The sequence below is a fragment of the Stenotrophomonas sp. KH_036_B genome (assembly GCF_057839485.1).
Genome location: NZ_CM174491.1, coordinates 2,788,514 through 2,801,103 on the forward strand (window position 1 = coordinate 2,788,514; position 12,590 = coordinate 2,801,103).

Consider the following 12,590-nt stretch of genomic DNA (forward strand, 5'->3'; position numbering starts at 1 on the left):
CAGGGGTGGGTGGCTTACAGCGCTGAAGCGTCCCGCAGTCGTACACCGTCCAACGCGGCGTGGCTGAGGGCGTCGAACATCACCCGGTCACAAATGGGGTCGAACCCGCTGTTGGGCTGGCGGAATATGTGCGCGCCGCACACCACCGTTTTCTTGAATACCAGCGAAGCACCGCCGGCAATACTGTAGAACCGGACGTCCTGTTCGGTGATGAAGTCGTGCTCCACCCTGACTTTCACCCGCGAGGCCGGCGCGTCGAGCGCATCCAGCTCGCGAATCACATTGCACAGGTAGTACTGCGGTCCTGCAGTGCCGTCGGCCAACGTGAAGTCACACGCGGCGAACGCGAAGCCCTGCGGGTCCACCGCATCGAACACGTCTTTCAACGCCTGCGAAACAATCCAGATGCTGGCGTACACCTCGAAATCGCGCGGCAGCCCGCCTTCGGCCGGTACGTGCACCAGATGGGGGCGCTCGGGGTATTGGGCAGGGTCGCCGTTGGGCGGATCGACCGTGCGCATACCCGGGCGGCAGAGCGCCGCTTCGTTGGCAAATTGCAGGCCGTGCCCGATGCCGTCGCTCCAGCGGCTGGGTTCCAGAAAGTAGAACTCGCCCTGGTGGGACTCCGTGTCAACCGAAACGGGAATGGCAGTCTGCTCGTTCATGGGCTTCCATCATGGATGCGGGGATAGAACAGTAAGCTGGGGCCGGCTGATCGTAGCTCGGGCGGGCCTTGCGGACAAGGTTGGCATGAAGACCGGCATTCCCGCGCGAATTCCAGTCAACTTGCCCGGCACCTCGAGCGAAATGTCGTGCGGCCGCTTTCGGCCAGGAGCGGACATCCACGATGTCTCGATAAATCCCGTGCATCGTCGCATTCGTAAGTGCTATCGGTTGCGTTTCACGCACGTCCAAGATAAGGAAAGCGGCCAGCGACGCTTTCCTTGGAGAGGCGTCAGCCATTTCACCAATGCTCGGACGCCTGAGCTACCACCTCACCACTCCAGTCAACGAAGGCACGAACGGCCGGAGAGAGGTGCCGGCTGTGCGGGTAAAGCACGGAGATCGGCTCAGGCCTGGCATGAGCGGCCTCTAGAACGCGCACCAGTCGGCCCGTGGCGATGTGTTCGCGCACCATGTAACTGGCCACCCGGATCAGGCCCAAGCCGGCGATGCCTGCGTCCACATAGGCATCTGTATCGTTGACGCGCAGGCTCTCCTGCATAGCGATGCCAATGGTCTGTGCGCCGTTCTGGAATTGCCAATGGGGCACGCGCCCGGCGTGGCCGCCGAGGTAGCCCACCGAGACGTGCGATTTCAAGTCGTCCAAACTGTCAGGCGATCCGTGCTGTGCAAGGTAGTCTGGGGCGCCGCAGACAATCCAGTGGAAGTGGCCAATGCGCCTGGCCACCAACTGTGAGCTGCGCAAGTGGCCGGTGCGTATAACGCAGTCCAAGCCCTGCCGCAACAAGTCTGCCGTCGTGTCAGATAAATGAAGTTCCAGGTCGACTCGAGGGTGACGGCGCGTAAACGCCGGCATCGCGGCTATGAGGCAGTGGCGGGCGAGCGACGAGGTGGTACCGATCTTGATCGTGCCACGCAGCGCCCCTGCCCGTTGGGATGCCTGGGCCTCCGCCTCCTGCAACTCTCGCAGGATCGCCTTACAGCTGTCGTAGAAGCGAAGGCCCGCATCGGTGGCGCTGACGGCACGCGTTGTTCGGTTGAGCAGCCGAGCACCCAGGTGCGATTCCAGCTCCTTGATACTGCGGGTAACGGTCGAAGGAAGCACATTCAGCGTGTCGGCGGCCTGTCGGAAACTGCCGGCCTCGATCACGCGCACGAAGGTCTCCATAGCTTGCAATCTGTCCATTCTGGTCGTCTCCAGGAAAACGCGAGCGAGTGGTGAGGGAGTAATCGCGCCCACTCAACAGAACACATTTGAGGCTGATCATTGTTGCATTTTTTCAAATAGTGAAAGTTGATCCGTCCTGTTTCTCAACTACTACCGGGAGCATAGGATGCGAGCACCTGGACTGTAGAAGCGCTGATATCGAGGCGGATACAGTCAAATAATGGTCCACTCCTCCGTCCAGCGCGCCGCTGCGGAATCACAAAATTATTGTAGTCAAGGGAATTATCGCAATGCATGACACTGAATCCAATCGCCGTGACCTGCTGGTTCTTGGTGCTGGTCAACTGGGTATGGCTGTGTTGCATGCGCTCGGCCCACTCGCGGCCGAGCGCCACCAATCCGTCACGGTTGTCGTCTCGCCACAGACACTATGCAGCTCGACGAGAGACGACATCGAGAGCCTGGATTCCCTGCGGGCGCTGGGGATTGAGGTCATCGGCTTCGATCTGGCGGGTGATGTCACCGCCCTGCAAGCCTTATTCGAGCGATATGGCACTGTGATCAGCTGCACCGGTTTCGTCGCTGGCCCCGGTACGCAGTTGAAGATCACCCGTGCCGCATTGGGCGCCGGGGTCCCGCGCTACTTCCCGTGGCAGTTTGGCGTCGACTACGATGTGGTCGGACAGGGCAGCGGCCAGCCGGTGTTTGACGAGCAGTACCAAGTGCGCCAACTTCTACGTGCTCAAAGTCAGACCGAGTGGGTGATCATTTCCACCGGCATGTTCACAAGCTTCCTGTTCGAGCCTGCGTTTGACGTGGTGAACCTTGCAGCCAAGACCATTAATGGACTTGGCACCTGGGAGACCAAGGTGACGGTCACCACGCCGGAGGACATAGGTAGGCTTACCGCGGAGGTCCTGCTGACCGAGCCCCGCGTATCCAATGAGGTGGTGTATGTGGCCGGTGACACGATTTCTTATGGTGAGCTGGCCGAGGTCGTCGAGCGGGTCACCGGGCAGAGGTTCGAAAAGGCGCTGTGGTCGCTCGACAAGCTGCGTGCTGACTTGGCACAGGCGCCTGATGATGTAATGACGCGCTACCGTGCGGCGTTTGCGCTGGGTGACGGCATGTGGTGGGACAAGGAAAAGACCTTTAATGCCCGGCATGGAATTGAGACTGTTGACGTCGCGGACTACCTGCGAGACCTGTTGAAGGCCTGATCCTGCTCTTCTATTGAGATGCAACATTTTCCAGATAGGGCTACGGAGTACTTCATATGCTCAACGTCCGCTTCCGGCCAAATGCGGACAAACAGATGAGCAGTAGCTGTTCAGAGTCCCCTGGGCGACTCACCTATCTCTGTGGCGCTCAGAAGAATGCCTGATTCGCCGAAGCTGACTAGCGGCTCGACTCGGCCCCCTATCGAACGACGTCGGAACAGTCCCGATTCGGGAGCATGATCACAAGTCGAAAATCATCTCAGTGTTACGGTCAGCCTTCCTCATGGACGAGTGGTACTGATGAACGCATGACACGCAGTCCAAACCTCATTCGCTGCCACGACAGCCGCTCTCTCTTCCGGCTGCCAACACTGGGATCAGATGGTCCAGGTGCATTCCTTTCGCCCGAGATTTCCAGCGCTGGCGGCTGGCGGCTGGCGGCTGGCGGCGCTAACTGGTACCGCCAGTTCGTCTGCAAGATGTTGACTACAAGGAAACGTAATGAGAAACGGAGCACTGCTACTACTCTCGATATCGCTTCTACTGGCGGCCAACGTGGCGGCCGAGCCTGCCCACCGGTCCGATTATCTTGAGCATGAGGCATCTCTGTCTTCGATAGAGGTGAAGACGTATGCGCAGGAAACCGGTCTCAGCGCCGAAGAAGCAAGACTGGCTTTGGCAAGAGAAGATTTGGCTGATCCGCAGATCAGCGCATTGAGAGAAGAGTTCGCGGCTCGGCTTGCAGGACTCTTCTGGGCGCGCTTGCCCGCGCAGCATATCGTGGTGCGCCTTACTGGTTCCGGGCACGTACCGGACAGGAAGATCCAGACAGATGCTGGTGCCGTGCCAGTCAAGTTCATAACCGGAGCAGCCGCCACTACCAAACAGTTGGCCGCTGCTCTTTCTGAAGCTGGTCCGAATCTTCGCAGTACAATCCCGGAACTCCACGGCGCATGGGTGGATGAGACTACTGGGAAGATCGTCCTGGACATCGCGTCGTCCCCGGCTTCCAAGCGCGCTTACGCAACGGAACGCGCAGACATTGAAAGAATGATGGGCTTCCCGGTGGAGTTCAGGTTCATGCCTGCGCCTCAAGACTTGATGTCGCCGCCTGCTGCTCCCAAGCCGGCTGATCAGCCAGGCGCTTCAGCACGAGCGCTACCAAACGTGGGGGGGAGGCAACTATCGGGCGGAGCGGGACAGTTCTGCACCGCCGGCTTTGCAGTAAAACACGCGATCACGGGTGTCAGAGGAGTTCTGACCGCAGGGCACTGCTTCAACGATGCGACGTACACCAACTACCCAGTGCCACCAGAAATCTTGCCTACAGTTATTGCCCCAACCGAGATGGTCATGGAGGCATGGGGCGGCATTGTGGACTTCCAGTGGCATACATTCCCGCCAGGACAGCCCGTAACTTCCGCTTACTGTGTTTCATTTACTGACTGCTCCAACGTGGTGATCTATAGACCCACTCATACCGTTGGCAGAAGTGTGTGCCACATGGGGCTCACTACAGGAAGAAGCTGCGGCATTGTGACCTCTGTTGAATACACGTTTCCCGGGGTCTGTCCAAATGAAGACCAGGCGACGTGCCCGTCAGGCTTCTGGACACGTGTTGAAGGCCCGAATCTGGCTTGCGCTGGTGGCGACAGTGGCGGGCCGGTCTTCAACGGCTATAACGCGTTCGGGTTGGCGAAAGCAGCTATAGGCACAGGGACTTTTCCCGGCGGATGCAATTTCATGATCGTAATGCCGATTGGAAGAATCGCTCCGTATAGCTTGCTGCTTCTCTGAGATGGTTTCACATGCCAGCGCAGCGAGCTTGGAATGTCTGCGCTCAGGTCTACGCGAATATCGCACAGCGGCCCGTAATCGGACTGGATCGGCATTGGCTTTTTGATCGGCACGCTGGCGTGGGCGCTGCTAGCAAGTCACTGCTTCATGGCATCACATGCAGTATGTTTGATCGCGTCAGGCGTCAGCTTGATGGCACAGCTGGTGCGTTGGTTAGCCTTGGGTTATGAATCGCCCAGGGTTCCGTAGACACCTCGCAGCCATAAACTGTGGCTTAGGCGGAGGTGGTTATTAGTACGAAGCGGTCTACCAAAAGCTAAAGATCATGGACCAGTCACTGAGTCGTGCTTCCCGTGAGTTGAGCGAAGCCGGTTGCGATGTACCTCAATACGTGCAGCGGGACGGCACCGTCAGCGATGGAAGCGCGGAGCCACGCTGGTGGCTGGGCCAGCAGGTTCCGGCCATTGCCCAGCTTCGCGCGTCCGAAGTCTGAGCGACGTAGATGGGCCCGTCCGCCACTGGGTGGCCTTTCCTGACGATCTTTGGTCAACGTCCGCTACCGGCCAGAAGCGGACGGTCGCATGAGAAGACTGTCCAGGTCGAAAGACAGTCTTTGCTTCAACGTCCCGTTTGGGCTGTCACTCCGCAAGCAGGCAAAGGCGATGGCGCCGGACTCATGAAGGTAACGCTACCTGCGCATATCTGATAAGCGAAAGAAACAGAGGCGAGGCCGGGATCAGAAACGTTTGCCGTGTGCACAACCTTACCGCCGGACGACACGAGTCTTATGCGGGCGCCATCCTGACTGGCCGGGTTTCCGGCCGTTGTCAGCTCCAGATTGAAGCCGCTGGACAATTGAAGCTTTGCGGCATCTCTGGACGGAAGCTGCAGATCAATTGCTACAGGCGTCAAATCGTTCTGCTGCAGCACTCCCGTGAATTGAACTGTCTCTGGAGTCGCTGCAGATGTAGCCAAAGAAAAGCAGCAAAGTGAGAAGAAGGAAACCAGACTTTTCATTATTCACCTCCAATGTGAAATCTCAAGTTTCGAGCCGAACGACACAATGGCTCATTCCGATGTGCGGCTACTAGCTCCGATTCCTCTGGATGGCTGCAAGCAGCTCAGCACGATCCTCCGCGGGGCCCAACATCAAGGTTCGGATAGCAGGCTTCCGGGCTGGCTCGATATCCAGCGGCAGCTCTTCACTGATGTACTTGGCTGCCGCTGACAGCGCATTGCGGCAGTATGGATCCAAGATGGATTGCCACGCCAAAGAGATCGCCAGCCTGACCCACGCGGGACTATCTGCTCTGGAACAGGCGCGGCGGACGGTGCTGAACAGAGGCACACCTTCCCGGAAAGCCAGCAGCTCGGCTGACATGCCATCAATCATTGCCGAACCGTCTTTGCTCGATGTTTCCTTCGCTTCCAGATGCTCAAACAGCTCAGTGAAAACTTCGAGCGCGATAGTCTTCTCAGCGCGATCTGTAAGCATCGGCGCAGGCTCGAAATGATGCCAGATCATGTCACGAGCCGAGACAACCTCGAGCTTGCCGTCTGCGAACGTCAAGCATATCTCAGGGTGGAAGGATGGCGTCAGCAGTATCCGAACCGAGCGCTTCGCACGCGTACACACCGGGTCATTCGCAAAGGACGGAAGACCCATGCATACGCAGATTGCATCAGCTGTGTAGGCATCTGTACGCATAGTCGTTACCGCCTAAGGTCTACAGGAACAGACGTCGTCCGGATTCTGGCATGGTCGCAGGAATCCGGTGAGAAGCGAAACTGCAGTCCCCATGCCTGTATCGCTTTGTCCACCGGGCGGTTGCCCGTACTTACATACGGCGGGGTCCCCAATGGGAATCTCACGAAGGTCGGCGTGCCATCGCTGGCGATCTCGATCATTACATTGGCATAGGTCCGGTACGCCGAATCTGGCGTTCGGACGCCGGTGGCTTCGTGACTGTGAGGCTGGAACCTGCTTGCAACCTCCCATACGGAATCGAGAGGCGGGCGATAGACGACCTTCGGCTCGCCATCTGACTGGCAAGCCGAGGCGGTCGCTACCGACGTGCAGGCAACCAGAATGAAAGCGCGGATGGATCCGGCGGTGAAGTACCTGGCCAACGAAGTCACGAAGCCCCCCTTCCTGGTCTAAGGATTCTGCAAACCGGACGTTTTCAAGTCACCGGTTCGGGTCCAGACCGGACATTAGCACTTCACCCGCGACTTTACCGGGCCTATTGGGCCTGCCGCGCCTGCAGACGCGCCAACTGGAGTCGGCCCATCTTTCTAAGCCTGGGGCGTCTGCTCCCGCTGGAGCAGGAATCACCACTGGTAGTGATGCCGACGGCATGTGGTTCATAGACGCCTTAGATATCTGACAGCCTAGCGATCGGTGACTGGTAAGGACTCTGAGCAGGGCTGACTTGCGAGAGTTCGACCTGGGAGCTAATTACGACACAAAGGGAAACCAGCTCCACGGCCACCTTAGGCGCTACGCAACCGCGCAAGTGACTCTCCAGCACAAGCCACCTCCTGGCTGCCTCTTGACCCGTCATCCATCCCATCGGGTTAAGCTGAACGCGCGCGGAGAGGCCGCGAGCACTTGGACAGGTCGCAGGGCAAATGGAACCAGCAATGGACAATCAACCCAAGGCGGGAGCGTTCTTCCAGCTCAGGCCAGATGTTGGCCGGGGAGGCAAGGGGCACGGGGTTGTCTTCGAAAACCGAGAAGCACTCCTCACTCCACCCCGACTGATCTTGAAACCTGAGTCGGGAGGATTTCCAACTCTGCGTGAGCAGCCTCGCTTGGTCTATCGTCCTCGCGAAGGCGTACCGCCTGAGGACCTCGAAGGCGGGATGAGTGGCTATTGGCTGGTCTCCGAACGGCTCCGCCAGGTGATGGAGGCAGTAGACCCGGAAGCCTTCGTTTTTGCTGAAACGGACTATCGTCTGCCTGACGGCTCCAAGGGCCCAACCTACTTTCTTTGCGATGTAGTTCGGACGTTGGATGCATTGGATGAAGAGGCCTCAACCCTCCATATCGAGATCAGCGACGAGTTCGAAGAAGGGAAGTACTACGACATGACGGGTGAGCTGCGCTTGGCCTTCAGGCGAGATGTGCTGGGCTCTGCACACGTCTTCAGGCTGCCATTTCACGGAGGTGTGTTCTGTGACCGCGCATTCAAGGATGCTGTTGAAGCAGCTGGCATCTCCACAGCGAATCGCTCTAATGGACTTTGGTTCTACGACGTAGTCAACCGATAGCTTGAGCGCAGAAAGCAGCAAGGAAGGAGCCTTACCGGTGCCCAGTTATCGCACGCATTTCCAAGACCACCACAACATCGAGCAGCAAACGCTGAAGAACAGCGAATTGCTTGACGAGCTACACCGCGCTGGAAGATTCGATATCCATGCCGCAGAAAACAGGCTATTCCTGCCGGCCAGCCCGCAGTTCGCGCAGGAAATGGGAGTCACGCCACATAGTGGTGGCCCACTTCGAGAGTACCAAGGTGGGATGCTGCTTCGCTTGGAGAGAATCCAGGACTCCCGTGATGGCCAGGCCGCGCTTCGGGGCGACCCTGCTGCGCTGGATCGCGTTGTTCAGCGTGTTGAGCAACTGCGTGACACGGTCAAAGTAGGGCTGATCAATGGCGATTTGAACACCAACACGCCAGTCGGCCAGTCGCCTGCACTGACCAATCAAAATATTCAGGAATTCTTTCGCAATGTCCCGGTTTATCAGCAAACTCATGCGCAACAGATTGCAGCCCTGAGAAGCTTCAACGGCGTCGACCATGCTTGGGGCGCCATCACACACTCCGAATCGCGCATCGTCACCACGCTCGACCAGATCCACATTGACGGCAGGGCACTGACGCGCGGCGGGGACATTGAGCTGCAGCGCAACGGCTTGTCCCTGGCCATTGCCAACGCTCATCACGACGGACGGGTGGTCATCTCAGAGCCGGGCATTCGCCAGGTTGAGCTGGTGCTGGGCGAGGAGTCCGGTTATCGGATCCGCGTTCCTCCCAGCCAGCAGGGCGCCGTTTCCCTGCAGCTGCTCATGGGCGAAGCCTCAGCCCGCACCCTTGTCCGCTCCGGGGGCCTGCTGGCCACCGGTGTCGATGCCATCTTGACGGCCCAGCGCACTGCCGAACTGCTGGAACAAGGCAATACTGCCGCCGCGCAGTCGGAGTTCAACCACGCTGTCGCGCGAAATGTCGGCGGATGGGGTGGCGGTGCCGCCCTGTCCTTGGCACTCGGAGGTAGTGGGTTTGTGCCTGCAGCCGTAGTAGCGGCCGATGCCCTGTTGCTGAGCAAGGCATTCGAGAAGGGTGCCGACCTGATGGACAACCGCACCATCTACCACCAGACCGACACGTCGGGCGTGAAGTGGGAGTTCAGCGGCCAACGCTGGGAACGACAGGCATCCTTTGACCTCACCGCGGATGGGCTTAACAACCCAACCCGTGAACGTGTGACGGCCAGTTATGAGAAGTCACAGGAATTGGGCGCCAGGGCCAGCGCAGTGGCGGTGGGTCTGGCACTCGGCAAGGTCCCGCCGCCGCAGGATCCTTTCAGGATTCCTGCCCAAGCCAGCGACCAGCGCGGGCTGGACAACCAGGACTGGCACCGCAATGCCGATACGTCAGCCTGGGAGCGCCAAGTAAAAACCGGCGTGTCCGGTGCCAGCGATCGAGGCACCTACGAAACCCAGACTGCAACGCCCGAGCGCGCCCAGCAACTCAACCAAGAGGCGCTGGGCCGCATCGAGACCAATATCGCCACCGGGCGGGAGTCGATTGCGGCAGCGTACTTGGAGAATCATGCCGCACAGCGGGCGCAGCAGCATGGCGTAGGCGTTCCGGCAGCAGTGTTGTCCGCTCTGGGCAGGCCCGATGCCGTGCTTGGCTCAGACAACCAGCTCTACCGGCGCTATGAAGCCGGGCAGTGGTCCGGGCGGGAGGGGGTCGCCAGCGGGAACCTGGCGATGGAGCTGGAACTGACCAGCCAGATGCGCCAACCCTCGCTGGAACGCTCACAGCAACAGCTGGCGGACATTGAAGCCCTGCCTGCGCCGACGACCGCTCAAGCGGAGAAGAACGAACTGCTGCACCGTTACCGCAGCGCAGGCATTGACCTGAACGTGAACCCGGACACCCAGCAGGCCATCGCCGTCGCGGTGCAACGCACGCGGGACTCCAACGGCATTACCGGCCACACGATGCAGCAGCTTAAGCCCGATGGCATGGACACGCGCGGATACGACAGTCCCATTGCCCACTACCAGGCCGGGCCAGACGGGATCGTCCGCCAGGTCGCAGTGACCAGCAGCGAAGAACTGCAACAAGCTTTGAAGGACGTCCAGGCACAGCGACTGGCCGCCCCTGCTCTCGATCCGTCGCAACTGCGCGCGCACGCTCCTCAAACGGAAACCCTGGCGCCCTCCGCAACGCGGCCAGCACCGACTGTCGACGATTCAGCCCGACCTGCCGCACCCGGCGCACGCGAGCCGATCACCCCCATGCAGGCAGGTCATCCAGACCATGCGTTCTATCAGCAGATACGTGAGCAGGTAACCGCGCTGGATGCCAAGCACGGGCGCAGCTTCGATGCCACCAGTGAGCGGATGACCGCCAGCCTGCTGGTGCTGGCAAAGGGCAACGGGCTGGACCGGGTTGACCACGTGATGTTGAGCAATGCCACCCCCGAGAAGGGCGCGGCGCACCATGTGTTCGTTATCCAGGGCGACCCGAGCAACCCCGCGCACCAGCGTGGCGTCATGCCCACGGAGCAGGCTGTACGGACCCCGGTTGAAGAATCGCTGCAGCGGTTCGAGGTGGTGAGCCAGGAACGCCATCAAGCGCAGCAGCAGGATCAGCAGCTGACACAGACCCGAGAGCAGCAGGGAAGCCAGGCGCGCGCAATGAGAATGTAGCGCGGGAGATTGCGAGCGCCCTTCCTTTTCTCTCAATTCGAGCGGTATTGTTATCGGGCTCCCTTCACTGGACTTCCAAATGATTGTTCCTGATCAGGACGACCTTGTGGGTCCACAACACGAAGTCCAACGCCTCCTCGGCCGATGCCTTCTGCGCCTACAGCAGTACGAGATACTGCTGAAGTCCATGATCGCTGCGCAAACGCTCTCTGGCACGCCGGAGACGCTCACGCTTGCTCTGGACGTCCGGAAAGCTGAAATTGGACGCAACACGCTCGGCAAGCTGGTCGGCCAGCTGATGGGCGACTACATCATGAAGGAAGGCGGTGAACTTCCTGAGGACGCACTGGATCACCACGGCGAATCGTCTCATTTCAGTTTCCGGGTGCAGCTTGATCTGCCAACCGAAAGTTATGAGGCCCTGAAGCACGATCTGCGCGAATTGGTGTCACTACGGAATAGCCTTGTACACCACTTCATTGAACTTCATGATCTCTGGACAGCCGACGGATGCCTGCGTGCACAAGATGCGCTTGGCCACGCTTACGGCGAGATTGATCGACAGTTCGAGCAACTGCGCACCTTTTCTGGCGACATGGACGCGGCACGGAAGGCACTTGCCGAGCTAGTGCAATCGCCCGAATTCGAAGACATGTTCGTCAACGGCATCGCGCCCGATGGCCAGGTTTACTGGCCCACGGCGGGCATTGTCTCAGCGCTGAGGCAAGCCTTCCAGGAACTGGCCACGGACGATTGGGTGAACCTGGAAGCGGCCGCACGCTGGGTGGCTAAAAGCCAACCGGAACAAACCCCGGGAAAGTACGGGTGTTCCAGCTGGCGTCAGGTCGTTCACGAATGCGGACAGTTCGAGTTGCGTCGCTTCACGCAAAACGGAGAAAGTGGGTCGTGGTTTCGTGAGCGGCCCAAGCCAGCTGACTGAAGCAAAAGCCGCGCAGGGCGCAATCGCCAGCCTGCCCTGACCAAGCCACGTTGGTGACAGCATTCCCCGGCCTCCAATCCGCTACGCCCGCTTCGGGCCGAAAACTCACAGCAGCATTGCGGCCAAGGATCTACAGATCTCGCGCAGCTTCCTGCGCCTGCAGCCGTGCCAACTGGAGGCGGCCCATATTTCTGACCTTGGGGGCATCTGCTGCGGGTGACTCCTGCACCGTAAGCAGGATGCAGCCGCGCTTGATGTCCAGCTTCACGCGCGCGCCTATCTCGAAGCCGGCTGCCTGCATCCAGAGGCCGCGCAGCTTCAGGCAGGGAAGGCAGATGTCGTCCGGTTCGGCCGGGCAGCCCGGGTAGTACAGGGTATCGACGCGCAGGCTGTTGGGCGGGTAGCGGTGCAGGGTTTGTTTGCGGCGTTCTAATGACGGCGCTTCAGGCAGTTTGCTGTGCATGGTTGACCTCCGATGGAAGTCTCCCTCGCCGGATGGAGAGGGAGTCGGGAGGTTGAGAACCGTTCAATCATCCGGCGCGACGTATTTCCACGAAGGTGTTGTATTTCGCCACCCTCCCGACGCAGGACATGCTACTTGGTGTTTCTGATTGAGGAGGTCTCACGCTCCGGGGTCAACAATGCGGAAGTCGTGCAGACAATGGAAATCGCTTGTTTCTGTTGGTCGGGGCGGATTGGTTGATGTTGCCTACAGTGGTGTCGTAATGCGCCTCGGCGTCAGCAGAGCAGCGGACTAACAGTCCGCTCTACCCCGTCGGTTCCCGTCGTATCCCGTCGTGTCGTGCCCCGTCGGTTCCCGTCGCATCTCATCGT

The 12,590-nt window shown here is 59.6% G+C and carries 11 protein-coding genes; 6 read left to right on the forward strand and 5 right to left on the reverse strand.

Going from position 1 to position 12,590, the window contains the following annotated elements:
* Positions 1–14: 14 nt before the first annotated feature.
* Together AC3ITN_RS12530 and AC3ITN_RS12535 are read right to left on the reverse strand one after the other, a co-directional pair.
* Complete coding sequence (locus tag AC3ITN_RS12530; RefSeq protein ID WP_489390709.1) at positions 15–665, reverse strand: imm11 family protein; 651 nt, start codon at positions 663–665, stop codon at positions 15–17.
* Between the two features lie 299 nt (positions 666–964).
* Entirely contained in the window at positions 965–1,870 is a 906-nt protein-coding gene (locus AC3ITN_RS12535) for a LysR substrate-binding domain-containing protein (protein WP_489390710.1), read from the reverse strand.
* A gap of 272 nt (positions 1,871–2,142) precedes the next feature.
* Between AC3ITN_RS12535 and AC3ITN_RS12540 the strand changes: the two genes are divergently transcribed.
* The 3 genes from AC3ITN_RS12540 to AC3ITN_RS12550 all read left to right on the forward strand — a co-directional run bounded on the left by AC3ITN_RS12540 (position 2,143) and on the right by AC3ITN_RS12550 (position 5,362).
* Entirely contained in the window at positions 2,143–3,072 is a 930-nt protein-coding gene (locus AC3ITN_RS12540; RefSeq protein ID WP_489390711.1) for an aromatic alcohol reductase, read from the forward strand.
* Between the two features lie 501 nt (positions 3,073–3,573).
* Positions 3,574–4,869 carry a S1 family peptidase gene (locus AC3ITN_RS12545; RefSeq protein WP_489390712.1) on the forward strand — a complete coding sequence of 432 codons (1,296 nt, stop codon included), beginning with the start codon at positions 3,574–3,576 and terminating at the stop codon, positions 4,867–4,869.
* Between the two features lie 325 nt (positions 4,870–5,194).
* Positions 5,195–5,362 (forward strand): hypothetical protein, encoded by a 168-nt coding sequence (locus tag AC3ITN_RS12550; RefSeq protein ID WP_313346013.1) that lies wholly within the window; start codon positions 5,195–5,197, stop codon positions 5,360–5,362.
* A gap of 125 nt (positions 5,363–5,487) precedes the next feature.
* Here AC3ITN_RS12550 and AC3ITN_RS12555 read toward each other — a convergent pair whose 3' ends face one another.
* Positions 5,488–5,886: a hypothetical protein gene (locus tag AC3ITN_RS12555; protein WP_489390713.1), complete on the reverse strand. Its 399-nt coding sequence runs from the start codon at positions 5,884–5,886 to the stop codon at positions 5,488–5,490.
* A gap of 70 nt (positions 5,887–5,956) precedes the next feature.
* A complete protein-coding gene (locus AC3ITN_RS12560; protein ID WP_489390714.1) occupies positions 5,957–6,439 on the reverse strand; it encodes a hypothetical protein in 483 nt (160 codons plus the stop codon).
* 1,061 nt (positions 6,440–7,500) lie between these two features.
* Between AC3ITN_RS12560 and AC3ITN_RS12565 the strand changes: the two genes are divergently transcribed.
* From AC3ITN_RS12565 to AC3ITN_RS12575, 3 genes are all read left to right on the forward strand, one after another.
* On the forward strand, positions 7,501–8,142 hold the full coding sequence (locus tag AC3ITN_RS12565; protein WP_489390715.1) for a DUF1629 domain-containing protein: 642 nt from the start codon (positions 7,501–7,503) through the stop codon (positions 8,140–8,142).
* Between the two features lie 37 nt (positions 8,143–8,179).
* Complete coding sequence (locus tag AC3ITN_RS12570; protein ID WP_489390716.1) at positions 8,180–10,816, forward strand: XVIPCD domain-containing protein; 2,637 nt, start codon at positions 8,180–8,182, stop codon at positions 10,814–10,816.
* Positions 10,817–10,895: 79 nt separating this feature from the next.
* Positions 10,896–11,756, forward strand: a complete 861-nt coding sequence (locus tag AC3ITN_RS12575) for an OST-HTH/LOTUS domain-containing protein (RefSeq protein ID WP_489390717.1) — start codon at positions 10,896–10,898, stop codon at positions 11,754–11,756.
* A gap of 130 nt (positions 11,757–11,886) precedes the next feature.
* On the opposite strand, the gene AC3ITN_RS12580 is transcribed toward AC3ITN_RS12575, so the two are convergent.
* Positions 11,887–12,219 (reverse strand): SymE family type I addiction module toxin, encoded by a 333-nt coding sequence (locus AC3ITN_RS12580; RefSeq protein ID WP_489390718.1) that lies wholly within the window; start codon positions 12,217–12,219, stop codon positions 11,887–11,889.
* Positions 12,220–12,590 lie beyond the last annotated feature (371 nt).